Origin of the sequence: Streptomyces atratus (genome assembly GCF_014648655.1) — a bacterium.
Lineage (GTDB): Bacteria > Actinomycetota > Actinomycetes > Streptomycetales > Streptomycetaceae > Streptomyces > Streptomyces atratus.
In genome coordinates this window covers 308106-334952 of the sequence record NZ_BMRN01000001.1, presented here as the reverse complement: position 1 = coordinate 334952, position 26847 = coordinate 308106, and the positions used below count along the sequence as shown (strand labels likewise).

The 26847-nt window shown below is 70.1% G+C and carries 26 protein-coding genes and 1 tRNA gene; 14 read left to right on the top strand and 13 right to left on the bottom strand.

Annotation, left to right across the window (positions count from 1 at the left end):
• The first annotated feature begins 62 nt into the window (after positions 1-62).
• Both IEZ15_RS01440 and IEZ15_RS01435 read left to right on the top strand, forming a co-directional pair.
• Positions 63-2195 (top strand): tetratricopeptide repeat protein, encoded by a 2133-nt coding sequence (locus IEZ15_RS01440; protein ID WP_189273521.1) that lies wholly within the window; start codon positions 63-65, stop codon positions 2193-2195.
• An 80-nt stretch (positions 2196-2275) separates the two neighbouring features.
• A tRNA-Met gene (locus IEZ15_RS01435) sits at positions 2276-2349 on the top strand.
• Between the two features lie 62 nt (positions 2350-2411).
• Here the strand turns inward: IEZ15_RS01435 and IEZ15_RS01430 are convergent.
• The 4 genes from IEZ15_RS01430 to IEZ15_RS01415 form a co-directional block, all read right to left on the bottom strand.
• Positions 2412-3554, bottom strand: a complete 1143-nt coding sequence (locus IEZ15_RS01430; protein WP_189273519.1) for an ABC transporter substrate-binding protein — start codon at positions 3552-3554, stop codon at positions 2412-2414.
• A 32-nt stretch (positions 3555-3586) separates the two neighbouring features.
• Positions 3587-4456, bottom strand: a complete 870-nt coding sequence (locus tag IEZ15_RS01425) for an ABC transporter permease (protein ID WP_189273517.1) — start codon at positions 4454-4456, stop codon at positions 3587-3589.
• Positions 4453-5262 carry an ABC transporter ATP-binding protein gene (locus tag IEZ15_RS01420; RefSeq protein WP_114246537.1) on the bottom strand — a complete coding sequence of 270 codons (810 nt, stop codon included), beginning with the start codon at positions 5260-5262 and terminating at the stop codon, positions 4453-4455. The genes IEZ15_RS01425 and IEZ15_RS01420 overlap by 4 nt, the downstream gene beginning before the upstream one ends.
• A gap of 198 nt (positions 5263-5460) precedes the next feature.
• Entirely contained in the window at positions 5461-5880 is a 420-nt protein-coding gene (locus IEZ15_RS01415) for a Fur family transcriptional regulator (protein WP_093900545.1), read from the bottom strand.
• A gap of 161 nt (positions 5881-6041) precedes the next feature.
• Here IEZ15_RS01415 and IEZ15_RS01410 point away from each other — a divergent pair, with 161 nt between their 5' ends.
• Positions 6042-7493, top strand: a complete 1452-nt coding sequence (locus IEZ15_RS01410) for a catalase (RefSeq protein WP_189273515.1) — start codon at positions 6042-6044, stop codon at positions 7491-7493.
• 74 nt (positions 7494-7567) lie between these two features.
• On the opposite strand, the gene IEZ15_RS01405 is transcribed toward IEZ15_RS01410, so the two are convergent.
• Both IEZ15_RS01405 and hisN read right to left on the bottom strand, forming a co-directional pair.
• Positions 7568-7972, bottom strand: coding sequence for a CBS domain-containing protein (locus IEZ15_RS01405; RefSeq protein ID WP_114246539.1), 405 nt, complete (start codon positions 7970-7972; stop codon positions 7568-7570).
• 165 nt (positions 7973-8137) lie between these two features.
• Positions 8138-8938, bottom strand: coding sequence for a histidinol-phosphatase (gene hisN / locus IEZ15_RS01400; RefSeq protein ID WP_114246540.1), 801 nt, complete (start codon positions 8936-8938; stop codon positions 8138-8140).
• Positions 8939-9056: 118 nt separating this feature from the next.
• Here hisN and IEZ15_RS01395 point away from each other — a divergent pair, with 118 nt between their 5' ends.
• Positions 9057-9674 (top strand): TetR/AcrR family transcriptional regulator, encoded by a 618-nt coding sequence (locus IEZ15_RS01395; protein ID WP_114246541.1) that lies wholly within the window; start codon positions 9057-9059, stop codon positions 9672-9674.
• 120 nt (positions 9675-9794) lie between these two features.
• Here IEZ15_RS01395 and IEZ15_RS01390 read toward each other — a convergent pair whose 3' ends face one another.
• The 4 genes from IEZ15_RS01390 to IEZ15_RS01375 form a co-directional block, all read right to left on the bottom strand.
• Entirely contained in the window at positions 9795-10118 is a 324-nt protein-coding gene (locus IEZ15_RS01390; protein ID WP_114246542.1) for a DMT family transporter, read from the bottom strand.
• Between the two features lie 91 nt (positions 10119-10209).
• Complete coding sequence (gene rsgA, locus IEZ15_RS01385) at positions 10210-11226, bottom strand: ribosome small subunit-dependent GTPase A (protein ID WP_189273513.1); 1017 nt, start codon at positions 11224-11226, stop codon at positions 10210-10212.
• A gap of 3 nt (positions 11227-11229) precedes the next feature.
• Positions 11230-12546, bottom strand: coding sequence for a 3-phosphoshikimate 1-carboxyvinyltransferase (gene aroA, locus IEZ15_RS01380; protein ID WP_189273511.1), 1317 nt, complete (start codon positions 12544-12546; stop codon positions 11230-11232).
• A gap of 103 nt (positions 12547-12649) precedes the next feature.
• Positions 12650-13363: a M50 family metallopeptidase gene (locus IEZ15_RS01375; protein ID WP_189273509.1), complete on the bottom strand. Its 714-nt coding sequence runs from the start codon at positions 13361-13363 to the stop codon at positions 12650-12652.
• A 65-nt stretch (positions 13364-13428) separates the two neighbouring features.
• Between IEZ15_RS01375 and IEZ15_RS01370 the strand changes: the two genes are divergently transcribed.
• From IEZ15_RS01370 to IEZ15_RS01330, 9 genes are all read left to right on the top strand, one after another.
• Complete coding sequence (locus IEZ15_RS01370; RefSeq protein WP_189273507.1) at positions 13429-14244, top strand: SOS response-associated peptidase; 816 nt, start codon at positions 13429-13431, stop codon at positions 14242-14244.
• Between the two features lie 29 nt (positions 14245-14273).
• Entirely contained in the window at positions 14274-14933 is a 660-nt protein-coding gene (locus tag IEZ15_RS01365) for an alpha/beta hydrolase family protein (RefSeq protein ID WP_373302471.1), read from the top strand.
• 322 nt (positions 14934-15255) lie between these two features.
• Positions 15256-15912: a sigma-70 family RNA polymerase sigma factor gene (locus IEZ15_RS01360; protein ID WP_189273941.1), complete on the top strand. Its 657-nt coding sequence runs from the start codon at positions 15256-15258 to the stop codon at positions 15910-15912.
• The gene (gene rsrA, locus IEZ15_RS01355) at positions 15909-16229 is read left to right on the top strand and encodes a mycothiol system anti-sigma-R factor (protein ID WP_114246548.1); all 321 of its coding nucleotides are present in this window, start codon (positions 15909-15911) and stop codon (positions 16227-16229) included. The genes IEZ15_RS01360 and rsrA overlap by 4 nt, the downstream gene beginning before the upstream one ends.
• 155 nt (positions 16230-16384) lie before the next feature.
• A complete protein-coding gene (locus tag IEZ15_RS01350) occupies positions 16385-17791 on the top strand; it encodes an HD-GYP domain-containing protein (RefSeq protein WP_189273503.1) in 1407 nt (468 codons plus the stop codon).
• Between the two features lie 56 nt (positions 17792-17847).
• Positions 17848-19080 (top strand): HD-GYP domain-containing protein, encoded by a 1233-nt coding sequence (locus IEZ15_RS01345; protein WP_189273939.1) that lies wholly within the window; start codon positions 17848-17850, stop codon positions 19078-19080.
• A 91-nt stretch (positions 19081-19171) separates the two neighbouring features.
• Positions 19172-20164 carry a tetratricopeptide repeat protein gene (locus IEZ15_RS01340; protein WP_114246550.1) on the top strand — a complete coding sequence of 331 codons (993 nt, stop codon included), beginning with the start codon at positions 19172-19174 and terminating at the stop codon, positions 20162-20164.
• 105 nt (positions 20165-20269) lie between these two features.
• The gene (def, locus tag IEZ15_RS01335) at positions 20270-20908 is read left to right on the top strand and encodes a peptide deformylase (protein WP_114246551.1); all 639 of its coding nucleotides are present in this window, start codon (positions 20270-20272) and stop codon (positions 20906-20908) included.
• 172 nt (positions 20909-21080) lie between these two features.
• On the top strand, positions 21081-21818 hold the full coding sequence (locus tag IEZ15_RS01330; RefSeq protein ID WP_189273502.1) for a D-Ala-D-Ala carboxypeptidase family metallohydrolase: 738 nt from the start codon (positions 21081-21083) through the stop codon (positions 21816-21818).
• Positions 21819-22040: 222 nt separating this feature from the next.
• Here the strand turns inward: IEZ15_RS01330 and IEZ15_RS01325 are convergent, their stop codons facing one another.
• Entirely contained in the window at positions 22041-23015 is a 975-nt protein-coding gene (locus IEZ15_RS01325; RefSeq protein WP_189273501.1) for a GlxA family transcriptional regulator, read from the bottom strand.
• Between the two features lie 81 nt (positions 23016-23096).
• On the opposite strand from IEZ15_RS01325, the gene IEZ15_RS01320 reads away from it, so the two are divergent.
• Positions 23097-23309: a hypothetical protein gene (locus tag IEZ15_RS01320; protein ID WP_114246554.1), complete on the top strand. Its 213-nt coding sequence runs from the start codon at positions 23097-23099 to the stop codon at positions 23307-23309.
• On the opposite strand, the gene IEZ15_RS01315 is transcribed toward IEZ15_RS01320, so the two are convergent.
• Together IEZ15_RS01315 and IEZ15_RS01310 are read right to left on the bottom strand one after the other, a co-directional pair.
• Positions 23306-24325, bottom strand: a complete 1020-nt coding sequence (locus tag IEZ15_RS01315; RefSeq protein WP_189273500.1) for a ribonucleotide-diphosphate reductase subunit beta — start codon at positions 24323-24325, stop codon at positions 23306-23308. The genes IEZ15_RS01320 and IEZ15_RS01315 overlap by 4 nt on opposite strands.
• Positions 24325-26736, bottom strand: coding sequence for a ribonucleoside-diphosphate reductase subunit alpha (locus tag IEZ15_RS01310; RefSeq protein WP_189273499.1), 2412 nt, complete (start codon positions 26734-26736; stop codon positions 24325-24327). The genes IEZ15_RS01315 and IEZ15_RS01310 overlap by 1 nt, the downstream gene beginning before the upstream one ends.
• Positions 26737-26847: the final 111 nt, after the last annotated feature.

Sequence of the window (26847 nt, the reverse complement as noted above, 5' to 3'; positions counted from 1 at the left end):
CGCTGAAGTGACCTCACTGGCCGCGATATACCAGGTGTACGCGGGTTGTAGGTGGTGCGACGATGGTATTTATGGGGGACAGGGCAACTCTGTTGGAGACAGGGCGGTTTGTGCAGCGTCGCGTTCATCGGTCGGATAGCGTGATGAATGCGGCTTTTGGTGTTGCCGCCGCGGAGAGCAGCGAGACCACTGAAGCCACTGAAACCGCTGAGATCATAGGGGCGACCGAGACCGCCGAGACTGTGGGGTGTGCCGCGACCGTCGAGAGCACAGAGAGTGCGGAGAGCACGGGGGTCGCCGGGAGTGCCGGGGCCATTGAGGCCGCAGAGAATCCCGAGACGCCGGAGAGCCCCGAGACCCGGGAGAGCCCGGAGAGCGCCGAGAGCGAGGCGCGCCACCGTCGCGCCGCCGACGCCGGGGACACCACGTCGATGAGCGTCCTCGGTGCCCTGCTGCTGCGCCGCGGCGATCTGGACGGTGCCGAGCCCTACCTGCGTGCGGCCACCGCCGACGGCGACCGGGCCGCGGCCAACAACTTGGGCGTCCTCCTCCACCAGCGCGGATACACCGACGACGCGGCCGGCTGGTGGCGTATCGCAGCCGTCGCGGGTTCCGCCGCCGCCGCACACGCCCTCGGCCGCCACTACCGCGAGCGGGGCGACGAGCCCGGCGCCGAGTACTGGCTGCGGCAGTCCGCCGAGCAGGGCCATGCCCTGGGTGCATACGCCCTCGCCGACCTGCTGGAACACCGCAGCGACGTCGGCGCCGAACGCTGGCTGCGCGCCGCCGCCGAGCAGGGGCACCGGGAGGCCGCGTACCGCCTCGCGCGCATGCTGGACCGCAACACCACCGACGACCCGCACGACGCCTTCGGCCGCCCGGGCCTGGGTCCCGGCCCCGGCGCGGGCGCCGCCGGTCGTCCGGGTGCCGCCGCCCGTTCCGCGGTGCGCTCGGGCGACGGCCCCATGGCCGGTCCGGCGACCGGGCGCGTGGGCGAGGCCGAGCAGTGGTACCGGCAGGCTGCCGCGCGTGGCCACCGGCGTGCCGCCCTGCACCTCGGCGCCATCCTCGAACAGCGCGGCGAGCCCAAGGAGGCCGGCCGCTGGTACCTCATCTCTGCGAAGGCCGGTGAGGCGCGGGCCGCCTGCGCGCTCGGATTCCTGCTGCGTGACGCGGGCGACGAGGAGAGCGCCGCCGTGTGGTGGCTGCGCGCCGCCCAGGACGGTGACGGAAACGCCGCCAACGCCCTCGGTGCCCTGCACGCCGCCCGTGGCGAGCAGCAGACCGCCGAGCGCTGGTACCGCGCCGCCATGGACGCGGGCGACGTCAACGGGGCCTACAACCTGGGGCTGCTCTGCGCGGCCCAGGACCGTACGCCGCAGGCCGAGCAGTGGTACCGCCGTGCCGCGTACGCGGGCCACCGCGAGGCCGCCAACGCACTGGCCGTACTCCTGCTCCAGGCGGGCGACGCGACCGGTGCCGAGCCCTGGTTCTCCAAGGCGGCTGAGGCGGGCAGCGTCGATGCGGCCTTCAACCTCGGCATCCTGTACGCCGGACGCGACGAGGACCGGACGGCTCTGGTCTGGTACGAGCGCGCCGCCGCGGCAGGCCACACCGAGGCGGCGCTCCAGGTCGGCATGGCCCTGCTGCACCACGGCGAGGAGCAGGCGGCCGAGCGCCATCTGCGCTGCGCGGCGGGCGGCGGCAGCGCCGAGGCCGCCTTCCGGCTGGCCGGGGTGCTGGACTCGCGGCAGCCGCCGCCCGGACCTCCCGCGCTCGGCGAGCCGATGCCGGAGAAGACCGAGTGCGAGGAGTGGTACGAGCGGGCCGCCGAGCAGGGGCATCGCCGCGCCCAGGTGCGGGTCGGGATGCTCGCGGCGGCCCGTGGCGACGTGGACAGCGCGGCCCGTTGGTACCGCGAGGCCGCCGAGTCGGGCAGCCGCAACGGCGCCTTCAACCTCGGGCTGCTGCTGGCCCGCGAGGGCAGCGAGCGCGAGGCTGCGCTGTGGTGGAGCCGTGCCGCCAACGACGGGCACGGTCGGGCCGCCCTGCGCCTCGCCCTGCTGGCCGCCCGCCGCGGGGAGCTCGCCGAGGGGCAGCGCTGGTGCGCACGGGCGGTCGAGCTGGGCCCGGCGGAGGTCGCCGAGCGGGCTGCCCGGCTGCGCGAGGCGCTGCATCAGGAGCTGACCGCGTAGCGGTGTGCGGCCGGCCCCGCACGGCCCGCAGAAACGGATTTGCGCTGGTCCAGGGCGTCACGTACTGTTGGTTTCAACGACGCGGGGTGGAGCAGCTCGGTAGCTCGCTGGGCTCATAACCCAGAGGTCGCAGGTTCAAATCCTGTCCCCGCTACTGAACGCAGAAGGCCGGATCCTTTAGAGGGTCCGGCCTTCTGCGCTGTCCCTTCGCGCGAGTCAGGGCTTGTGGCCCACCGCCTCCGAGTACATCGCCCGGTCGACGGCCTTCGCCTCCGGCACCGGGGCGCCCTTCGAGACACCCGAATCGGCGTACGCCTTCTGCAGCCGGTCCGTCGTGCCCTTCCGTATCTCCCAGTCCATCCGCATCGACGGGGTCGACCGCAGCGTGGCCTCGTCGGTCTTCATCAGCTTCGCGAGCTCGGCGACGAAGGCGGGATCGGACTTGTAATCGCCGGCGAAATAGGTGTTCACCGTCCGGACGTAGGCACGGAGAAAGGCGACGCCCGCGTCCGGGTCCTTGTCCAGCAGCGTCGGGCCGAAGAGCAGGCCGCCGAGCGGTTCACCGACGGGCTGGCCGCCCAGGAACGCGTACTTCTTGTCGCCGTCCACCTTGCGCCAGATCGGGTCGAGCAGCCAGGCCGAGTCCACGCCGCCGTTCTGCAGCGCGGTCAGCACATCCGCGGAACCGAGCTGCTGGAAGCTGATCTTGTCGAGGCCGCCGCCGTGCTTCTTCAGGGAGGTGTCCATCGGGTACGCGATGACCGAGCCCTTGCCGATCATCGTGCCCATCTTCCGGCCCGCCATCTCGACGTGATCGGCGCTCTCGCCGTCCTTGAGACGCACCCACAGGCCGCTCTTGGAGGTGGGGTCGGGGGAGAAGTTCCCTGCCACCCACTTGATGTCGAAGCCGCCGTTGATGCCGTTCATCACGGCTGCCTCGGGAGCCGCCCACTGGGCGTCCACATCGCCCTTGGCGAGCAGTGGCAGCGCGTCCGGGGTAGGCAGCACCTTCAGTTCGACATCCAGCCCCTCTTTCGCGAACTCGCCCTTCGCCACCGCGACCTGGAGCGGAGCGACGTACTCCGCGCTCAGGGTGCCGGTGGCGACGGTGATCTTCCGCTTCTTCGCCAGGAGCTGGGCCGCCGGGGCGCCCTTGTCGCAGCGGGCCGGTTTCCGGTCGGGGGCGAGGTCGGCCGGGTCGGTCCAGCTGCCGGCGCCACAGCCTGCGACGGGCTTGACGGTGCGCGGCGCGGCGGCGGCGCTGTCGCCGCCGGAGTCGGTTCCGGCGCAGCCTGCCGCGCCGAGCAGGGATGCCGTGACGAGCACGACGGTGCAGGTGAAGGGGGTGTGTGTACGCACAGTGCCTCCGTACGAAGAACGTGGGGAGCCGTTCAGGACTGGCTGCGGCCGTGGTCGCGCGGGGCCCACGGTGTGAGCAGCCGCCCGGCGATCCGCACCACTTCGGAGAAGACGACACCGAGGACCGCCACACACACGATGCCGACGAACATCACGTCGTTCTGGAACAGCGCCCGGGAGTCGAAGATCAGATGGCCGAGACCGTCGGCCGCGGCGATCTGTTCGGAGGCGACGATGACGAGCACGGCCACCCCTGCCGCGATCCGTGCCCCGACCAGGACCGCGGGCAGCGACGCGGGCAGCAGCACATGGCGGAACATCTGCCAGGGCGAAGCGCCGAAGACCTGACCGGCATCACGGTGGCCGACCGGGACGGCGAGCACGGCCGCCATGGTGGAGATCCAGACGAAGAAGAAGACGGTCGCGGCGACCAGGGCGATCTGCGGCCCTTCACCGAGGCCGAACATATTGAGGAAGACCGGCAGCAGGGCCAGCTTCGGCACGACGTACAGGGCATCGAGCAACGGCTCCAGCGCCGCCCGTACGAGTGAGAGCGAGCCCATCAGCAGGCCGAGCGCGTATCCCGCGACGGTGCCGATCGCATAGCCGCCGAGGACCCGCTTGAGCGTGGCCCACACATCCGGCCACAGTTCACCGGCGCCCGCCCGGTCCCAGCCGTCCGCCAGGATGGTGGAGGGCGCGGGGTAGACCCGATCGTCGATCCAGGACTGTGCAGCGGCCAGTTGCCAGAGCAGCACGAGGAGCAGTGGTACGGCGACGGCGAGCGTGAGTTCCAGGGCGCGGCGTCTGCGGTGGGTGCGTACCGGATGCAGCTCCTGCGGGCCCGGTCTGCGGATCAGGACGCCGTCGTCGGGCTTCGTGGCGTTCACGGTGGTGGTCATGCCGGGACCGCCTCCTTGCGTACCTCGCCGCGCAGAAGTTCCCACAACTCGCTCTTCAGTGCGGTGAATTCGGGAGCCGACCGGACCCCGCCGGCGCGAGGCCGACCGAACGGCGGGCGGCGCTCGGCGATGATCCGCCCCGGTCTGGCGGACATCACCAGCACCCTGTCCCCGAGCACGATCGCCTCTTCGAGGCTGTGGGTGATGAAGAGGGTGGTGGTACGGGTGGTCTGGGTGAGGTCGAGCAGCTCGTCCTGGAGGATCGTGCGCAGCTGGGCGTCGAGCGCCGCGAACGGCTCGTCCATCAGCAGCATCTCGGGTTCGACGGCCAGGGCGCGGGCGATCGCGACCCGCTGCCGCATTCCGCCGGAGAGGGCGGCCGGATACGCCCCCGCGAAGTCGCAGAGCCCCATCCGGGCCAGCCAGTCGCGTGCCCTGGCGTCGGCCTCCTTGCGTGGTATGCGCTGGATGTCGAGACCGAACCGGACATTGGCGAGCACGGTCTTCCAGTCGTAGATCCCGTAGTCCTGGAAGATCATCGCCGCCGGACGGGGTGAGGTCGTGCGGATGGACAGCTCGCCGGAGCTGGGGCGGAGCAGTCCGGCGGCGATCCTGAGCAGCGTGGACTTGCCGCAGCCGGACGGGCCGACGATGCAGGTGAACTCGCCCGGTGCGACGGAGAGATCGAGCGGGCCGAGGGCGGACAGTGCCTTGCCGCCGCGCCCGAACGAGCGGGTGAGCGCGTCGGCGCGGAGTTTGGGGCTGGTGGCTGCGGTTGTGGGTGGGGTCGGGTGCGGATCTCCCACGGGTCTCTCCTCGCGCGTATCGAGGTGCGGATCCGCCGCGGGGCGGACGTGATCGCCGCAGACGATATGACTACCCGTCAGATTCGGGAAGGGGGTGCGCGCAGGCTGGGGCAGGGGATGTGTGTCAGCCGCTGCGGGTGTTCATGCGGAAGGCCCCGGTGCGCGTGATGCTCGCACCGGGGCCTTTCGTGGCGGGACTCAGGTCGTCGCGGCGCAGTTCGGGCAGATGCCGCGGTAGGTCACCTCGACATTGGAGACCGTGAAACCGAACCGCTCGTCGCTCGGCAGATCCGCCAGTGGGTCGCCCGCCGGGTGTACGTCGCGGATGGTGCCGCAGCTCGCGCAGACGAGGTGGTGGTGGGGGCGGTGCGCGTTCGGGTCGTACCGCTTGGCCCGGCGATCCGTGGAGACCTCGATGACCTCGCCGAGCGTCACCATCTCGCCCAGGGTGTTGTAGACGGTGGCGCGGGAGATCTCGGGCAGCTTGGCGACGGCCCGCGCGTGGACCTCGTCAGCCGTCAGGTGCACATGGTCCCCGTCGAGGACCTCGGCCACGACGCGCCGTTGCGCAGTCATGCGCCAGCCGCGTCCGCGAAGTCGTTCCAACAGGTCACTCATGGGAACAAGCCTAACAGTGGGGGGACCAGGTCCCGAACGGGTGTGACTTTGGATGTTCACTTGACTTGGACTATGTCCATTGTAGGATCGGGATCGGCATACGCCAAGGGACAGGCTGTGCAGGACATGACGAATGTGCAGGAACGACGCAGGAGGCGCACGTGACGCAGGGACCGCTCACCACGGAGGCCGGCGCGCCGGTCGCCGACAACCAGAACAGCCAGACCGCGGGCGTCGGCGGTCCGGTCCTGGTGCAGGACCAGTCGCTGCTGGAGAAGCTCGCGCACTTCAACCGCGAGCGCATTCCGGAGCGCATCGTGCACGCCCGCGGCGCCGGTGCATACGGCACGTTCACCCTGACCCGCGACGTCTCGCAGTGGACGCGGGCGAAGTTCCTCTCCGAGGTCGGCAAGCAGACCGAGACGTTCCTGCGCTTCTCCACCGTCGCGGGCAACCTCGGCTCCGCCGACGCGGTGCGCGACCCCCGCGGCTTCGCGCTGAAGTTCTACACCGAAGAGGGCAACTACGACCTCGTCGGCAACAACACCCCGGTGTTCTTCATCAAGGACGCCATCAAGTTCCCGGACTTCATCCACACCCAGAAGCGCGACCCGTACACCGGCTCGCAGGAGGCGGACAACGTCTGGGACTTCTGGGGTCTGTCGCCCGAGTCCACCCACCAGGTGACCTGGCTCTTCGGCGACCGCGGCATCCCGGCAACGCTGCGTCACATGAACGGGTACGGCTCGCACACGTTCCAGTGGAACAACGAGGCCGGCGAGGTCTTCTGGGTCAAGTACCACTTCAAGACCGACCAGGGCATCAAGAACCTCACCCAGGCCGAGGCGAACAAGCTCGCCGGTGAGGACCCGGACAGTCACCAGCGCGATCTCCGTGAGGCGATCGAGCGCGGCGACTTCCCGTCCTGGACCGTGCAGGTCCAGATCATGCCCGCGTCCGAGGCGGCCACGTACCGCTTCAACCCGTTCGACCTCACCAAGGTGTGGCCGCACGCGGACTACCCGCCGATCGAGATCGGGAAGCTGGAGCTCAACCGCAACCCGGAGAACATCTTCGCGGAGACCGAGCAGTCGATCTTCAGCCCCGCGCACTTCGTGCCGGGCATCGGCCCGTCCCCGGACAAGATGCTCCAGGGCCGCCTCTTCGCGTACGGCGACGCCCACCGGTACCGCGTCGGCATCAACGCCGACCACCTGCCGGTGAACCGTCCGCATGCCACCGAGGCACGGACGAACAGCCGTGACGGCTACCTGTACGACGGTCGCCACAAGGGTGCGAAGAACTACGAGCCCAACAGCTTCGGCGGTCCGGTCCAGACGGACCGGCCCCTGTGGGAGCCCACCTCGGTCACGGGTGAGATCGGCACGCACGAGGCCCCGAGCCACGCCGATGACAACGACTTCGTGCAGGCCGGAAACCTCTACCGGCTCTACTCCGAGGACGAGAAGGCCCGGCTGATCGACAACCTCGCCGGGTTCATCGCCAAGGTGTCGCGCGATGACATCGCCGAGCGTGCGATCAACAACTTCCGCCAGGCGGACGGCGACTTCGGCAAGCGTCTGGAGGCCGCGGTCCAGGCCCTGCGCGGCTGACAAGGACGCCTGTCGTCGACGGTGGGCCGGTTCCCTCTTCGGAGGGGTCCGGCCCACCGGACGTTCATGGGGGCTCAGCCGACGAGTTCCGCGCGGTGGCGGCGCCTGGCGGGCGCCCAGCAGCGCAGGATGTCGCGGACCGAGACGATGCCGACGGGCCCGTGGTCGTCCAGCACGATCAGATGGCGGAAACCGCCGTGCGTCATGGCCTCCGCGGCCTCTTCCAGGGTCCAGGTGGGCGCGGCGAAGACCACATCGGTGGTGGTGTGGGTGGCGGCGGTCTCGACATCGGGGTTCTGGCCGGAGCCGACCGCGTTGAGGATGTCGCGCTCGGTGAGAATGCCGAGCCCGCTGGTGTCCCGGTCGAGGACGACTGCGGCTCCGATGCGGCGGACCGACATCAGCCGGGCGGCCTGGCGGAGTGTATGGGTGGGTCCGATGGTGAGGACCAGCGTGCTCATGGCGTCACGGACGAGCATGAAGAGAGCCACCTCCTTCGTGAAGCGACTGCGTGAGCCGGTTCACAAGTTCACAAGCGGGGGGACTCTCAGAGTTGCACCGATGCGTGACCGGAACAAGGGGGGACGAGATCGTCCGAGGGGCGTGCGGTGGTGCGCGACGCCCCTCGGGGGGCGTGACCCGGATCAGTAGCGCTGATTCAGATAGCCCAGGAGTTCGTGGTGGAGCAGTCCGTTCGAGGCCGCCGCGTTGCCGCCGCCGGGGCCGGACACTCCGTCCAGGCTGGTGAACTTCCCGCCCGCCTCCTGGACGATGATCGCGTTCGCGGCCATGTCCCAGAGCGAGAGCTCCGGCTCCGCGCAGATGTCGACCGATCCCTCGGCGACCATCATGTACGGCCAGAAATCCCCGTACCCGCGAGTACGCCAGCAGGCCCTCGTCAGATCCATGAACCCGTCGAGCCGGCCCTGCTCCTCCCAGCCGCTCAGCGACGCGTACGCGAACGAGGCGTCCGCGATCCGCTCCACCTTCGACACATGCAGCCGGGTCGCGGACGTCAGACTGCGGCCGGAGAACGCCCCCGCCCCCTTCGCCGCCCACCAGCGCCGGTTCAGTGCGGGGGCCGACACCACGCCGACCACCGGCTGGAAGCCCTCTTCGCCGGCCTCCATCAGGGAGATCAGCGTCGCCCAGACCGGCACGCCGCGTACATAGTTCTTGGTGCCGTCGATCGGGTCGACGACCCAGCGCCGCGGGCCGGTGCCCTCGATGCCGTACTCCTCGCCCAGAATCGCATCGCGCGGGCGTGCCCGATGGAGGTGGCCGCGGATCAGTTCCTCGGCGGCCTTGTCGGCCTCGCTCACCGGCGTCATGTCCGGTTTGGTCTCGACCTTGAGATCCAGAGCCTTGAACCGGTCCATCGTCGCCGCGTCGGCGGCGTCCGCCAGCACATGGGCGAGGCGCAGATCATCGTGGTAATCGGGCATGTCGTCACAGTATCGACCGCAGGTGAACAGAGCTACAGGACCCCGCGGCCGCTCGGACCATTGACAGTCCCCGCAAGCGCGTCAACTCTGGGACGCAGAGCCCTTGGCGCGGGAGGCGATGATGCCCACGGCGCGAGACGCATTGCTGGACGCCGCCCTCTCGGCGCTGGCCGGTCTGCCCTGGTCGGCGGTGCGCATGGTCGATGTCGCGTCCGCTGCCGGAGTCTCCCGGCAGACCCTCTACAACGAGTTCGGCAGCAAGGACGGCCTCGCCCGCGCCCTGGTCCGGAGCGCCGCCGACGGCTATCTGGCCGGTGTCGACCGGGCGCTGGGATCAGCAGGCGGTACGGGGGACAGGCTGGCGGCCACCGCTGCCTGGACCGTCCGCGCCGTTCGAGCGAATGCCCTGGTCAGGGGATTGCTCACGGGCTGCTGGGGTGAGCGGTTACCCCGTCCAGTACACCCCGCGGCGCCGACCGCATCGCTCGTGCCCGCCCAGCGGCGCGCCGATGCCGGGACGCCGACGCCAGCCGAGCTGCTCGGCCAGGTCGGAGCGCGAGCGGTGGCCGCCCTCGACGAGGGACGGCCACCGCACGACCCGGAGGTACTGGCCGCGACCTGCGAGATCGCGCTGAGGCTCGCACTGAGTTACGCGCTGGTGCCGACTCCATCGGGGACGGAGGGGGAGGTGGCACCGCTGGTGCGCGAGGTGGCGGAGTGGCGGCCGACCGGGTGACCGCTCGGTGCGCGAGGCGGAGCAGCGGTCGCGGGCCGGGTGACGCCGGCGCGGACGCCGGTCACACCGTCGCGTACCACTTCCCGCGAACGGTTGCCGAGGTGTGAGCGCGACGCGCGGTCAGTGGGACGAGCCCGAGAGCTGCAGTCCGATCACTCCGACGATCACCAGCGAGATCGAGACCAGCTTGAGCGTGGAGACCACGTCGTCGAGGAAGACCATGCCGTAGATCGCGGTGCCTGCCGCGCCGATGCCCGTCCATACGGCGTAGGCGGGCCCCACGTCGAGTTTCTTCAGCGACAGCGTCAGCAGACCGAAGCTGCCGAGGGCGAAGACGCAGAACGCGACGGTCGGCCAGAGCCGGGTGAAACCGTGCGAGAGTTTCAGACAGACGGCGAAGCCGGTCTCCAGAAGTCCTGCGACCACGACCAGCAGCCACGCCATCGTCAGTGCCCTCCCACGTCGGTGACCGCCTTGCCCCGCTGGGCGTGATTATGCACTTACCTGCGGCAGCAGATCGCAAACGTGCCGGGGGTCAGTCGCCTTCGCGTCGCTCCCGGGTGGACATCAGCCGCCGCAGCGATTCCAGCCGCGCCGGATCTGCGTGGCCGTCCGCCACCCAGGCATCCAGGGCGCATTCCGGTTGATCGCTGTCGTGGGTGCAGCCGCGCGGGCAGTCCTCGGTGCCCGGCTCCAGGTCCGAGAACGCGTGGATCACCCGGGACGGGTCGATGTGGTTGAGCCCGAAGGAGCGCACACCGGGGGTGTCGATCACCCAGCCGCGGTAGTCGGGCAGGGGGAGCGCCAGCGCCGATGTGGTGGTGTGCCGACCGCGGCCGGTGACCGCGTTGACGACCCCGGTGGTACGCCGCCGGTCCTTCGGCACGAGTGCGTTGACCAGCGTCGTCTTTCCGACACCGGAGTGCCCGACGAACGCGGTGACCCGGTCGTGCAGCTGCTCGCGGACCCGCTCCGCCGCGTCGCCGTTCTCCAGCTCCTCGCGGCTGGTGACGATGAACGGGACGCCCAGCGGGGTGTACGCCTCCAGCAGCTTGTCCGGGGAGGCCAGGTCGGACTTGGTCAGCACCAGGAGCGGGGAGAGCCCGCCGTCGTACGCGGCGACCAGACAGCGGTCGATCATCCGCGGGCGGGGTTCCGGATCGGCCAGTGCGGTGACGATCGCCAGCTGGTCGGCGTTGGCGACGACCACTCGCTCGTACGGATCGTCGTCGTCCGCGGTCCGGCGCAGCACCGAGCGGCGCTCACCGATGCGGACGATGCGGGCGAGGGTGTCCTTGTCGCCGGACAGATCGCCGACGATGGAGACGGTGTCACCCACCACGGCGGCCTTCCGGCCCAGCTCACGGGCCTTCATCGCCATGACCGTACGGCCGTCGACGAGACAGGTGAGGCGGCCGCGGTCGACGGTGAGGACCATGCCCTCCTCGGCGTCCTCGTGCTTCGGGCGGGTATGAGTGCGAGGCCGGTTGCCCTTCGGGTTGGGGCGGAACCGGATGTCGTCCTCGTCGGGGTTCTTGCCGTAGCGGCGCATGTCTCAGGCCCCGAGCATTCCGGTCCACATCTGCGGGAAGTCCGGCAGGGTCTTGGCGGTTGTCGCCACGTTCTCGATCTCCACTCCGGGGACGGCAAGGCCGATGATCGACCCCGCGGTTGCCATCCGGTGGTCGTCATACGTATGGAAGGTACCGCCGTGCAGCGGCCGGGGCCGGATGTGGAGCCCGTCGGCGGTCTCGGTGACGTCGCCGCCGAGCTCGTTGATCTCCTTGGTGAGCGCGGCCAGCCGGTCCGTCTCGTGCAGCCGCAGATGAGCGACACCGCTCAGGGTGGACGGGCCGTCGGCCAGGGCCGCGACCGCCGCGATGCCCGGGGTGAGCTCGCCGACCTCGCCGAGGTCGACGTCGATGCCGTGGATACGGCCCGAACCGGTGAACGTGAGGCCGCGCTCGGTCAGCTCGCAGCTGCCGCCCATCGCGGTGAAGATCTCCCGCAGGGCGTCACCGGGCTGGGTGGTGCGCTCGGGCCAGTCGGGGATGGTGACCCGGCCGCCGGTGACCAGCGCGGCGGCGAGGAACGGCTGGGCGTTGGAGAGGTCGGGCTCGACGGTCAGATCGCGGCCGAGCATGGCGGAGGGGGAGACCCGCCAGACGTTCGGCTCGCCGCCCGTCTCCGGCTCGTCGACCTGGGCGCCGACGGCCCGCAGCATGTCGACGGTCATCCGGATGTGCGGCATGGAGGGGAGTCTCGCGCCGGTGTGGCGCACCTCCACCCCCTGGTTGTAGCGCGGGGCCGACAGCAGCAGTGCCGAGACGAACTGGGAGGACGAGGAGGCGTCGATCGACACCGGTCCGCCGTCCAGCGCACCGCCGCCGTGCACGGTCATCGGCAGCGAGCCGCGCCCGTCGTCGTCGATCCGGGCGCCCAGTACCCGCAGCGCGTCGATCACGCCGTTCAGCGGGCGCTCGTACGAACGGGGGTCGCCGTCGAAGCGGATCGGGCCGTCGGCGAGGGCCGCGACCGGCGGCAGGAAGCGCATGACCGTCCCGGCATTGCCGACATCGATCGTGGTGGGGCCGTGCAGTCCGGCCGGGATGACCCGCCAGGCCTCGCCGGAGCCGTCCGGGCCGACGCCCTCCTCGATGCCGACGCCCATCGCGCGCAGCGCCTCGGCCATCAGCAGGGTGTCGCGGGAGCGCAGCGGGCGGCGCAGCCAGCCGGGCTCGGCGGCGAGAGCGGCGAGGACGAGGGCGCGATTGGTGACCGATTTCGATCCGGGCACGGTGACGGTCGCGTCGACGGCGTCGCTCGCTCGGGGGGCGGGCCAGAGGGCGGGGTGCACGGCACTTTCGGTCATGAACCTCACTTTAGTGGCTCACCGCAAACCCGAATCTCGATCAAATAAGACGAAAGCGGTACGCAACGCGAGCGTGGTAGGTGTCTCCGGGCGGCACCGGCCCTCACATGCCGAGCAGCCAGCGTCCGCCGCCGATCAGTGAGCAGAGCGACACCGCGTGGAAGAGGAACAGCCAGAGCGCGGCCGGCACATCCGTCAGCCGCGACAGCTGGTCCGCGTCCGAGTCCGGAGCACCGCCGTGCCGCCGCTTCGACTGGAGCTCGAAGGCCGGGCGTACACCGCCGAGCAGCAGGAACCAGACCACGGTGTATGCGAACAGCGACTGCACGGCGGGCGAGGCGAGCCAGGACACCAGCAGGAAGGCCGACCCGGTGAGGATCACCGTCAGTGCCCCGTACACATTGCGGATCATCACCAGCATCACCGCGAGCAGTGCGGTGGCCACCCACAGCAACAGTGTGATCCTGCCGTCGACCAGCAGCCACGCCCCGCCCAGGCCCAGCAGGGGCGGGGCGGTGTAGCCCGCAGCCGCGGTCAGGATCATCCCGATGCCGGTCGGCCTGCCGCGGCTGACCGTCAGCCCGCTGGTGTCCGAGTGGAGCCGGATGCCGGACAGCTGCCGTCCGGTGAGCAGTGCGATCAGCCCGTGCCCGCCCTCGTGCGCGATGGTGATCGCGTTGCGGCTCAGCCGCCATATCGGGTTCGGTACGACGGCGATCAGTGCGAGCGTTCCGGTCACCACCACCAGCCACTGCTCGGGCGCGGGCTGGGTGCCGAAGACGCGGTCCCACAGATTGCCCAGATCGGTGCTGTCCATGGCGTGGGCGGCTCCTTGCGGTATCGGCGTCTTGTCGTCGTGACGGTCGTGGCAGTCTGGCACTTATGTGCGGACGGTATGCAGCGAGTCGGCGGCCCGAGGATCTGACCGGACTCTTCCGGGTCGAGAAGTGGGAACCGGCGGAGACCTTGGCGCCCGATTGGAATGTGGCGCCGACCAAGGAGGTCTACGCCGTACTGGAACGTCCTGTGAAAGACGCAGATGATCAGCGTCCGGTTCGCCAGTTGCGCGCCCTGAAATGGGGGCTCGTACCGTCCTGGGCGAAGTCTCCCGAGGGCGCCGCACGCATGATCAACGCCCGTGCGGAGACCGTCCACGAGAAGCCGTCCTTCCGCCGCCCCTTCGTCTCGCGGCGCTGCATCCTGCCCGCCGACGGCTACTACGAGTGGGTCACCGGTGCGGATGAGCGGCAGCTGGAGGAGAAGGGGAAGAAGAAGCGGCCGCGCAAGCAGCCCTACTTCGTGACACCCGCCGACGGATCGGTCTTCGCGATGGCCGGACTGTACGAGTTCTGGCGCGACCGGACCCTGCCGGACGATCATCCGATGGCCTGGTGGGTGACCTGCTCGGTGATCACGACTGAGGCGGAGACCACCCCGCTCGCCGTCGCCCCCGCCGAGGGCCCGGCCGCGCTCGCCGACATCCACCCCCGGATGCCGCTGATGCTGACCCCGGACCGGTGGGACGCCTGGCTCGACCCGTCGCGCACAGACATCGAGGAGCTGAAGGGGCTGCTCACACCGCCGCCGGGCGGGCTGATGCGGGCCTATCCGGTGGCCACGGCCGTCAGCAACGTCCGCAACAACGGTCCCGAGCTGCTGGAGGAGCTGGCCGCGCCGGAAGCGAGCACGCTCTTCTGAGGCTCTTCCGAGCGGGCAGGATGGGGTGTGTGAGTACTGCAGAGACAGGCCGCAGGGCCGAGACGGTCGACACGGAAGCCGGGCCGGCCAGGATCACCTGGCTGCCCGCCGAGAACGCGAAGAACGCCCGCCTGGTGCTCGCGGTCAGCCATGGTGCGGGTGGCGGCATCGAGACCCGCGACCTGCGTGCCCTGGCCGCCGCGCTGCCCGCGCATGGGGTGACCGTCGCCCTGGTGGAGCAGCCGTGGCGGGTCGCCGGCAAGAAACTCGCGCCCGCCCCGAAGACCCTGGACGCCGGATGGCGGGGCCTGTGGCCCGCGCTCACCGCCGCGGGGCTGCCCGTCGTCGCGGGAGGGCGCAGCGCCGGGGCACGGGTGGCCTGCCGTACGGCGGCGGAGCTCGGTGCCCATGCCGTACTCGCGCTCAGCTTTCCGCTGCATCCTCCGGGGAAGCCGGAGAAGTCCCGCAAGGACGAGCTCCTCGGATCCGGAGTACCCACGCTCGTCGTGCAGGGCGGCAACGACCCGTTCGGGCGGCCCGCCGAATTCCCTCCGGGGAAGTACGAGATCACCGAGGTGCCGTACGGCGACCACGGGTTCGCCGTACCGAAGAGGTCCGGCTTGACCGAGGATCAGGCGATGGAGATCCTCACCGCCGCCGTGACCGCGTGGCTGTCCACCCTCGCCTGACGTACGCACCCTGCGGGTGAAGTCGCTCACAGCCACTGCGGAAGCCCGGGCACACCCCCGGGAATGTTGAGCGAGGGGCCACTGTTGTGGGTGACATCGGTACATCAACGTCGTATGTGGAGAGGGAGTCCGTCGCATGGGTTCGACCATCTGCCCGCGCCGCTCGAACGCCGCTGACCTGGAGTGGACGGTCCTGCATGCGGCCAAGACCACTCCCGAGCGGGCACTGAGCGGATCGGATCGACAGCCCGTCTCGAAGCAAGGTCGACTATTCTCCGATTCGAGCGGGTCCGGTTTCGGCTCCGCCACAGCGTTGGAGGAGGTGGGTCCGGTCACTGGGACCGACACAGGGACCGACGACGGCCGCGCACAGGAGACGACTGCCGAGCGCAATGCGCGCTTCGAGCGGGACGCTCTCGGTTTCCTCGACCAGATGTACTCGGCCGCGCTGCGCATGACGCGCAACCCCGCGGACGCCGAGGACCTGGTCCAGGAGACGTATGCCAAGGCGTACGGATCCTTCCACCAGTTCCGTGAGGGCACCAACCTCAAGGCGTGGATGTACCGCATCCTCACCAATACGTTCATCAACTCGTACCGCAAGAAGCAGCGCGAACCTCAGCGCAGCGCCGCCGAGGAGATCGAGGACTGGCAGCTGGCACGCGCCGAGTCGCACATGTCGACCGGTCTGCGCTCCGCGGAGTCGCAGGCTCTCGACCACCTGCCCGACTCGGATGTGAAGTCTGCTCTGCAGGCGATCCCCGAAGAGTTCCGCATCGCCGTGTATCTCGCCGATGTAGAGGGCTTTGCCTACAAGGAGATCGCGGACATCATGGGGACTCCCATCGGTACGGTGATGTCCCGACTGCACCGGGGCCGCCGACAGCTGCGCGGCATGCTGGAGGACTACGCCCGTGAGCGCGGGCTCGTCCCGGCCGGTGCCGGAGAGTCGGACGATCGGAAAGGCTCGGGCTCATGAGCTGCGGAGAGCCGCACGAGACGGACTGCTCAGAGGTCCTCGATCATCTCTACGAGTTTCTCGACCACGAGATGCCCGACAGCGACTGCTCCAAGTTCGAGGTGCACTTCGAGGAGTGCTCCCCGTGCCTGGAGAAGTACGGCCTGGAACAGGCCGTGAAGAAGCTGGTGAAGCGCTGCTGCGGCCAGGACGACGTGCCGACCGATCTGCGCTCCAAGGTGATGGGCCGGATCGACCTGATCCGCTCGGGGCAGGCGGTGCCCGAGCAGGACGTGACGGCGTCGGAGACCGGTCAGCCGACCGTCGCCAAGGAGTGACGCCGGGCGGCCGTCACGCGTAGCCGTGCCCCCGTACCGCCCGCGTCCCGCGCACATCACCCGAATGTGCTAATCGGGCTCATCGATGCTCGACGGGACACACAACTCGCTAGCCTGGCGCCTTCATTGACCATGTTGGGGGGCGGGCGGGGCGGGTGAGAGCCACACGCGGGGCGGCGCGCGCGTACATTCTGACGGCCGCGGTCGTCGCCCTGTCATGTGTGCTCCCCGCGCTGGGAACGGGCGCCGGGACCCCGTGGGCCACCGTCGGACTGCTCACCGGGCTCTATCTGGTCTGTGAACTCCCCGGGCGCTGCTCCTTCTTCGGGAGCTCCGTGCCGATCGGCGCCGGATCGTTCTTTCCGCTGCTGCTCGCCGCCGCCTTTCTGCTGCCGCCGGCCGCGGCCGCCCTGGTCGCGATCCCTGGATCACTCGTCGGCCCGGTGGAGGCCCCGCGCGCCACCGCACGGCGGGTCTGGCGGACCGCGCAGCTCGCCGTCACCGTCTGGGCGGCCTCGTCCGTACACGGTCTGCTCGGCGGCGCCGCCACGCTCGGCGGCACCGGTACCGGCCCCGACCGGCTCCCCGACCTCCCGTACGCCCTGCTGCCCGCCTGCGCCGCCGCCCTGGTCTTCAGTCTCGTCCTGACCGCTCTGGACGGCTCCATCCTGGTCGCGGCCGAACGGCTGCCCGTCCGGCGTGCCTGGAGCGGACTGCTGTCCCGCTCGCTGGGACCGCATCTGGTGCACGGCCTCGCCGGGCTGATGATGGCCGTCCTGTGGCGCGGTCCGTACGGGCCGCTGTCCGCGCTCATCGTCCTGCTGCCGATGTACATCTCCTGCTGGGTCTTCGCCCAGTACCACCGCGAGCACGCCGCCCACCGCGCCACCATCAGGGCACTGGTGCAGGCCGTCGACATCAAGGACACGTACACCCGCGGTCACAGCGAACGGGTCGGGCAGGCCTCCGTCCTCATCGCCCGCGAACTGGGCATGGACCAGGGCCGGCTGGAGGTCCTCCGGTTTGCCGGCACCCTGCACGACGTGGGCAAACTCGGTGTTCCCACGCGGGTGCTGCGCAAGGACGGACCGCTCACCCCTCAGGAGCGGCGGGTGATCGAACTGCATCCGGAGTACGGGCACGAGATCGTCCGCGGCATCGGCTTCCTCGGCGAGGCGCGGGCCGCGATTCTGCACCACCACGAACGGCTCGACGGCAGCGGCTACCCGTACGGGCTCAGCGGGCGGGAGATCCCCGAGTTCGCACGGGTCGTCGCGGTGGCGGACGCCTTCGACGCGATGACGTCGACCCGGTCGTACCGGCGGGGGAGACCGGTGCCCGCGGCGCTGGAAGAGCTGGAGCGGTGTGCGGGTACGCAGTTCGATCCGCAGATGGTGCGGGCGCTGGTGCGGGCGGTGGACCGGCACGGGTGGTCGGCGGCGACGGTGGTGGTGACGGCGGACGAGGCGATTCGGCGGCCCGGAGCCGTCCGGGGTCGCCCGGGGCCGCCGGACGGCTCCGGCACCCCAGGTCTGCAGACGTCCGCGGACCGTCGCCGGTGACCCGGGTCGGGGCGCGGCTGCCCCCCGTCGTCCTCGCCGTCCGCGGCGCAGCCGCGATGCTCGCCGTCGCCGGGCTCGGCCACACCCTCTGGGACGGTGTCCACGAACCCGGACACGCCCTCGCCTTCGGGGTGCTCATCACCGTCGGTGAACTGGCCCGCTGGGGTGCGCCTCCCGGCGAGCGCGAGCCCGCGCCGCTCGGAGCCGCCGGAGCACTCGCGTACGCACTCCTCGGCCGCAGCGGCGGCGGCCCCACCACCCACGGCGTCCTCCAGGTGGTAGCCGTACTCGTCGCGGCACAGCTCGTCGCCTGTGTGCCCCATGTGGCACGCGGCAGCGGACCCGCGCCCGACCGGGTGGCCCGCCGTATCCTGACCGTCGCCTTCGCCGCCGTGTGCTTCCAGCCGCTGTGCAACTCCGGCCGTGTCGCGGACTGGTTCGACGAGGGCCCGCACTACGTGCTCTTCATGCTCCTGTTCCTCGTCCTGACCGCCCTGTGCGACGCCGTGCTCGCCGCCCTGCTGCTGCGCTCGCGCACCGTCCCCCAGAACTTCAAGAGCATGGGAGGTACCCCCCTCCCGTACGGGCCGCTGCTCCGCGACGAGCTGCGCGCCCTGATCGGCATCGGGTCGGCGGTCTGCGCGACCGGGGTCGTGATGGCCCTCGGGGTCGCCGTCGCGGGGCTGTGGGCGCTGCCCGTCCTGTGTGTGCCGCTGCTGCTGACCCAGGTCTCGTTCCGCCGGTTCGTCGCCGTGCGTACCACCTGCCGGCAGACGATCACCTCGCTCGCCCGGTCCACCGAGATCGCCGGATACACCCCGCACGGGCATGCCCGCAGGGTCGCGGTGCTCTGCACGGCCGTCGGACGTGAGCTGGGGCTCTCCGGGAGCGAGCTGACCGTGCTGGAGTACGCGGCGCTGATGCACGACATCGGCCAGCTCTCCCTCGTCGACCCGGTCCCGGAGGGGGCGACGGCCACCCTGTCCGCCGCCGAGCAGCGGCGCATCGCGCTGCTCGGAGGGGCCGTGGTCCGGCAGACCGGGGTGGACACCGAGGTCGCCGTCGTGGTGGAACGGCAGGCCGACCCCTATCGCGAGCAGCCGTTGTCCGCCAGGATCGTCAGGGCCGTCAACGCATACGACGACCTCTCCGGGGAAAGTCTCATCGGGCCGCTGGGTGCGCTGGAACAACTCAGGCTCGGTACTGGCCACGACTATCAGCCCGAGGTCGTGGAATCACTGGCCAGGGTCCTGGCCCGGGGCGGTCCGACCCCCGTCCTGCCCGGGTAACCCATGGGTAATGAGCGGGTGTCCGGCCCGGCATGGTTGGATGCGAAGAGGAGCGGAAAACGAGGGTGTCCAGTCGGGACAGGCGGGAATCGTGAGGATCTTCGGGAAGGTACGGCATCGGCCCTCCGCCTCTTGGCGGCAGGCCACGGACCGCGCGTTCACGCTGATCGGCGACGGCCGGTACGAGGATGCGGGCGCGCTGCTGACACGTGCGGCGGACCTGGAACCCTGGCTCTCCGAGTCATGGTTCAACCTGGCGCTGCTGCACAAATTCCGGCATGACTGGGAACAGGCGAGAGCCGCCGGCCTGAGGGCCGTCGCGCTGCTCGACAAGGAATCCGGTGCTCCCGACTGGTGGAACGTCGGGATCGCCGCCACCGCGCTGCAGGACTGGCCGCTGGCGCGCCGGGCCTGGCAGGCGTACGGCCTCAAGGTGCCGGGCGCGGGCCAGTACACCTCGGCGGCCAACAGCGAGCCGGTCGGCATGGAGCTGGGCAGCGCCGCGGTACGGCTGTCGCCGGAGGGCGAGGCCGAGGTCGTCTGGGGCCGCAGGCTCGATCCGGCCCGGATGGAAGTGCTCTCCATCCCGCTGCCGTCGTCCGGCCGCCGCTGGGGCGAGGTCGTCCTGCACGACGGCGTGCCGCACGGAGAGCGGGTCACCGCGGCCGGACCCTCGTACCCCGTCTTCGACGAGATCGAGCTGTGGGCGCCGTCCCCCGTACCCACCTGGGTCGTGCTGCTCGAAGCGGCCACCGAGGCGGACCGGGACGCCCTGGAGCAGCTGGCGTCCGACGCCGGGTTCGCCGCCGAGGACTGGTCGTCCTCCGTGCGGCTGCTCTGCCGGGCCTGCTCGGAGAGCCGGATGGAGAGCGACGAGGGCGACGGCGAGCACCTGGACCCGCACGACCACAGCGAGCCGGGGCATCCGGGTCCGCTGGGGCACCGCACCGCCGGTGAGCTGTGGGTGCCCGAGCGCGAGTGCGGAATAGCGGCACCGGCCGGACTGGTGCGCGGACTGCTGGACGGCTGGGTGGCGGACAGCCCGGAAAGCCGTGAGTGGCGGGATCTCGAAGAAGTCTGCTGACCGGTGCCCGTAGGCTGTACGGGCACCGATCGCGGTGCTCGGGTGCCCGGGCCCCGGTCCATCGGGTGTCCGGGTTTCAGGTTTTGAGGAAGGCGTACGGCGGACATGGCGCAGCAGGAGACGGACGAGCAGATCAGCGTCGACGACGAAGGATTCGTCGTGGACACCGAGGACTGTGAGGCGCGCGAGGCAGCACATCGTGAGCGCGGCACCTCCCGTCCGATCACGGTCGTGGGCAACCCGGTACTGCACAAGGAGTGCAAGGACGTCACCGAGTTCGACGACGAGCTGGGCCGGCTGATCGACGACATGTTCGCGAGCCAGCGGACGGCGGAGGGCGTGGGCCTTGCCGCCAACCAGATCGGCGTCGACCTGAAGGTCTTCGTCTACGACTGCCCGGACGACGACGGTGTGCGGCACGTGGGCGCCGTCTGCAACCCGGTGCTGGAGGAGCTGGCGCCCGAGGACCGGGTCCTGGACGACTCCAACGAGGGCTGCCTGTCCGTCCCGACGGCTTACGCCTCGCTGGCCCGCCCGGACTACGCGGTGGTCCGCGGGCAGGACGCCAAGGGCAACCCGGTCAAGATCCGCGGCAACGGCTACTTCGCCCGTTGCCTCCAGCACGAGACGGACCACCTGTACGGCTACCTGTACATCGACCGGCTCTCGAAGCGGGACCGCAAGGACGCGCTGCGGCAGATGGCGGAGAACACGCCGCGCTATGAGACCGTGCCGAACGACTGAGCGCATCCGGTTCCCACCGGGCGGGCCCGGTCTCCCTTGCGAGGGCGGCCGGGCCCGGCGTTTCTGTCCCTGGGTGGATCGTCAACTGTCGTTTGTCCATGTGCAGTTGACGCGCGTCAACTCGTCCGACAAGCTCTCTCACCACATCTCCGTCGTGGTAGGGAGCCCCCTCATGCTCAGACATACCGCACGACTTCTGCTAGGTCTTGTCATGACCATGGCTTTCGCCTTGAGCGGGGCCGTGGTGACCGCCGGCACCGCACAGGCCGACGGCTGCTACACCTGGACCCGCACACTGTCCCCCGGCGCCACCGGCAATGACGTCGTCCAGCTCCAGATACGCGTGGCCGGCTACCCCGGCTACAACTCCGTGCTCGCCGTCGACGGCTCCTACGGACCGGCCACCACTGCCGCCGTCAAGCGCTTCCAGGCCGCCTACGGCCTCGCCGCCGACGGCATCGCGGGCCCGGCCACCCAGGCCAAGATCTATGAGCTCCAGGACAACGACTGCACCCCGATCCACTTCACGTACGCCGAGCACAACCAGTGCAACACCACCTGGGCGGGTGGTGCCGTCGCGGCGGGCACGGCGAAGGCCAATGCCCTGAGCACCATGTGGAAGCTGGAGGCGCTGCGGCACGCGCTCGGTGACCAGTCGATCCGGATCACCAGCGGCTTCCGCTCCACCTCCTGCAACAGTGCGGTCGGCGGCGCGTCCAACAGCCGTCATCTGTACGGGGACGCGGCCGACCTCGGCGCCGGACCGCACGCCCTGTGCACCCTCGCCAAGGAGGCCCGCAACCACGGCTTCAACGGGATCCTCGGCCCGGGCTACCCGGACCACGGCGACCACGTCCACGTCAACCAGGGCCCCAGCCACTTCTGGTCGGCGCCGAACTGCGGCATCTGACACACGAGGGCCCCGTACGCCGGTCCGTCCGAACCGGCGTACGGGGCCTTTCCCGGGGCGGTGGTGCGGCGGCGAGCGCGGCCACCACGGCCCCGGTCGTTCGTCCTGGCATCCGCATGCTCATGCCCTCGACCCTTCCGCGTCGCGGGAGCCGTGGTCCATGGACAGGTGTGCACAACGGTAATGGTTGAACGAATGATCGGACCTCGGATCCGTTATCGATCAGGCTACTTCGGTCATCGCGCTCGGGCCGCGGAAGGTGCGACGGTATGCATTCGGCGTCGTGCCCAACGATCGTACGAACTGATGGCGCAGCGCGGCGGCAGTTCCGAAGCCGGTGCGACCGGCGATCGTGTCCACCGTTTCATCGGATGTCTCCAGCAGATGCTGTGCCAGCAGCACCCGCTGGCGGAGCAGCCAGCGGTACGGAGTGGTGCCCGTCTCCTGCTGGAAACGACGGGCGAAGGTGCGCGGCGACATGTGTGCCTGTACGGCGAGCTGTTCGACGGTCATCTCCTGATCGAGGTGGCGCTCCATCCAGACCAGCGTCTCGCCGACCGTGTCGCATCGGGTGCGGGGCAGCGGCCGCTTGATGTACTGCGCCTGCCCGCCGTCCCGGTGCGGCGGCACCACCATGCGGCGGGCGATCGCGTTGGCGACATCGGGGCCGTACGCCTGCCGGACCAGATGCAGACAGGCGTCGATCCCGGCCGCCGTGCCCGCCGATGTGATGACCGGGCCCTCGTCCACGTACAGCACATCGGGTTCGACGACGGCCCGCGGGAAGCGGCGGGCCAGTTCCGAGGCGTGGCGCCAGTGAGTGGTGCAGCGGCGCCCGTCCAGCAGTCCGGCCGCGCCGAGCACATACGCGCCGGAGCAGACGCTCAGCACGCGTGCGCCCCGGTCCACCGCCCGGCGCAGGGCGTCGAGGACCTCTTCGGGGTAGTCCCGTCGGAGGAAGTGGCTGCCGGCCGGCACGGCGATGAGGTCGGCCTCGTCCAGGCGGTCGAGTCCGTGCGGCGTACTGATGGTGAACCCGGCATGGGTCCGCAGCACCGGGCCCTCGGCGGAGACCACGGCGAAATCGTGGACCGGCAGGCCCTCGTCGCTGCGGTCGAGGCCGAAGACCTCGCACAGCACACCCAGTTCGAAGGGGTGGACCTCGTCGAGCAGCAGGGCGGCGACATTGTTCAGCATGGAGCAAGTGTGGCAGTAATTCGATGCTCTATGACAGTCCTGCCACTGCCGCAATCCGTCCGTGCGGACGAGAGTAGAGGCATGAACACATTCCTGAACTTCCTGGGCATAGCCGCACTTATCGCCCTCTTTCTGCTGCCCACTCTCGCCGGGCTCGCCCGGGAGCGCCGCATCGACCGCGAGCTGCGGGAAGCGGAACGGGAACGGGGGGACGCGCCCCCGGAAACGGCGGGCGCCGCGCAGCCGGTGACGGATGCGCGGCGCCCCTACCTCAGAAGCTGGGCCAGGATCTAGAAGTCGTCGTCGAAGGCGACCGAGCCCTCCACCGCCACCTGGTAGGCGGACGGCCGGCGCTCGAAGAAGTTCGTCAGCTCCTGCACGCCCTGCAGCTCCATGAACGAGAACGGGTTCTCGGAGCCGTAGACGGTCGGGAAGCCCAGCCGGGTGAGCCGCTGGTCGGCCACGCACTCCAGGTACTGGCGCATGGACTCGGTGTTCATGCCCGGCAGCCCGTCGCCGCACAGATCCCGGCCGAACTGCAGCTCCGCGTCGACAGCCTCCTTCAGCATGTCGGTGACCTGCTGCTGGAGCTCGTCGTCGAAGAGGTCCGGCTCCTCCTTGCGAACGGTGTCCACGACCTCGAACGCGAAGTTCATGTGCATCGTCTCGTCACGGAACACCCAGTTGGTGCCCGTGGCGAGACCGTGCAGCAGACCCCGCGAGCGGAACCAGTAGACGTACGCGAACGCGCCGTAGAAGAACAGCCCCTCGATGCACGCCGCGAAGCAGATCAGGTTCAGCAGGAAGCGACGGCGGTCGGCCTTCGTCTCCAGCCGCTCGATCTTCTCGACCGAATCCATCCACTTGAAGCAGAACTGCGCCTTCTCACGGATCGAGGGAATCTCCTCGACCGCGTCGAACGCGGCGGCACGGTCGTCCGGATTGGGCAGATACGTGTCGAGCAGCGTCAGATAGAACTGGACGTGCACGGCTTCCTCGAAGAGTTGCCGCGACAGATACAGCCGCGCCTCGGGGGAGTTGATGTGCTTGTACAGCGTCAGCACGAGATTGTTGGAGACGATCGAGTCGCCCGTCGCGAAGAACGCGACGAGCCGGCCGATCATGTGCTGCTCGCCGGGGGAGAGCTTGGCGAGGTCGGCGACGTCGGAGTGGAGGTCGACCTCCTCCACCGTCCAGGTGTTCTTGATCGCGTCGCGGTAGCGCTCGTAGAAGTCCGGGTAGCGCATGGGCCGCAGAGTCAGTTCGAAGCCCGGGTCGAGCAGGTTCTTCTCGGAGTCGGTGGAGCTCATTACTGGCAGGCCTCGCAGGACTCGGGGTTTTCGAGGGAGCAGGCGATCGCGTCCGCGTCGGGAGCCTGGGCCTGCTGCACGGGAATGGGGGCGGCGGCCGAGGCCTGGCCGGAGGCCGCACGGGCGATCCGGGTCGCAGGGCGCGAGCGCAGGTAGTACGTCGTCTTCAGCCCCTGCTTCCAGGCGTACGCGTACATCGAGGAGAGCTTGCCGATCGTCGGCGTCTCCATGAACAGGTTCAGCGACTGGCTCTGGTCGAGGAACGGCGTACGGGCCGCTGCCATGTCGATCAGACCGCGCTGCGGGATCTCCCACGCCGTGCGGTAGAGCGCCCGCACATCCGCCGGGATCCAGGCGAAGCCCTGCACGGAACCGCTCGCCTCGCGAAGTGCCTCACGGGTCCGCGCGTCCCATACGCCGAGCTGCTTCAGCTCATCCACCAGATATGCGTTGACCTGGAGGAACTCACCGCTGAGCGTCTCGCGCTTGAAAAGGTTGGAGACCTGCGGCTCGATGCACTCGTACACACCTGCGATCGAGGCGATCGTCGCCGTCGGCGCGATGGCGAGCAGCAGCGAGTTGCGCATCCCGGTCTTCGCGACCCGCGCGCGCAGCGCGTCCCAGCGCTCCGGCCAGTTCAGCTCGGTGTCGTAGTGATCGGGGTGCAGCACACCGCGTGCGGCACGCGTCTGCGACCAGGCGGGCAGCGGTCCGGACCGCTCGGCGAGCTCGCAGGACGCCTCGTAGGCGGCGAGCATGATCCGCTCGGAGATCTTCGTGGAGAGCGCACGGGCCTCGGGGGAGTCGAACGGCAGCCGCAGCTGGAAGAAGACGTCCTGCAGACCCATCGCACCCAGGCCGACGGGGCGCCACTTCGCATTGGACCGGCCGGCCTGCTCGGTCGGGTAGAAGTTGATGTCGACGACCCGGTCCAGGAAGGTCACGGCGGTGCGGACAGTCGCGTCCAGCCGCTCCCAGTCGATGTCACCGTCGGCGACGAACGCACCGAGGTTGACCGAACCCAGGTTGCAGACGGCCGTCTCGCCGTCATCGGTGACTTCGAGGATCTCGGTGCACAGATTCGACGAATGGACGACGCGGCCCGGCTCGGCGGTCTGGTTCGCGGTCCGGTTGGAGGCGTCCTTGAACGTCATCCAGCCCTGGCCGGTCTGCGCGAGGGTACGCATCATCCGGCCGTACAGCTCACGGGCCGGCATCGACTTGCGGGCCAGCCCCTTGGCCTCGGCTGCCCGGTACGCGGCGTCGAACTCGTCGCCCCACAGGTCGACCAGTTCGGGCACATCGGCGGGTGAGAACAGCGACCAGTCGCCGTCCGTGTCGACCCGGCGCATGAACTCGTCCGGGATCCAGTGCGCCAGGTTGAGGTTGTGCGTACGCCGCTGGTCCTCACCCGTGTTGTCGCGCAGCTCCAGGAACTCCTCGATGTCCGCGTGCCAGGTCTCCAGGTAGACGGCGGCGGCGCCCTTGCGGCGACCGCCCTGGTTGACCGCGGCGACGGAGGCGTCGAGCGTCTTCAGGAACGGCACGATGCCGTTGGAGTGCCCGTTGGTGCCGCGGATCAGTGAACCGCGGGCGCGGATGCGGGAGTACGAGAGGCCGATGCCGCCCGCGTGCTTGGAGAGCCGCGCCACCTGGTGGTAGCGGTCATAGATCGAGTCGAGCTCGTCGAGCGGGGAGTCCAGCAGGTAGCAGGAGGACATCTGCGGATGCCGGGTGCCGGAGTTGAACAGGGTCGGCGAGGACGGCAGGTAGTCGAGCCGGCTCATCAGCCCGTACAGGGCAGCGACTTCGTCCAGGGCGCGCTTGGAGTCGTCCTCGGCGAGTCCGGCCGCGACGCGCAGCATGAAGTGCTGCGGCGTCTCGGTGACCTGGCGGGTGTGCGGGTGACGCAGCAGATAGCGGCTGTACAGGGTCCGCAGCCCGAAGTAACCGAAGCGGTCGTCGGCGCCGTCGGTCAGCGAACCCTCCACCAGCGCGTCGAGCGCGGCCGCGTGCAGTGCGACGAACTCGGCGGTACGGTCCGCGATCAGGCCCTCTCGGTGCCCGACGGCCACCGAGGCGGAGAAGGACACCGCGCCCTGGTCCGCCGCCTCGTCCGCGATGGTGCGGGTCAGCAGCCTGGCCGCGAGCCGGGAGTAGGCGGGGTCCTCGGAGATCAGCCCCGCGGCGGCCTCCGTGGCCAGCGAGCGCAACTCCGCCTCGTCCGACCGGGCGTTACGGCCGCGCAGCGCGGCGGCGGCGACGCGACCGGGGTCGGTGTCGGGCAGATCGACGGTGAGGTCGGTCAGGGTCCGCAGCAGTGCGGTCCCCGGTCCGTCGTGTGCGGTTCCCTCGGACTCGGCCGCTTCGGACACGGCGACTGAAGCCGGATCGGCTGGCGCGATGGTCACGTGGTGCTCTCCCTCGCTCGGCTCGGGGCCGGCGGGGAGCGGGGCAGCCGGGCAGAGCTGGGCCCGCGTCGGGCAGCACTCATTACGGCGTCCACCGGCCCATCCGCGAGG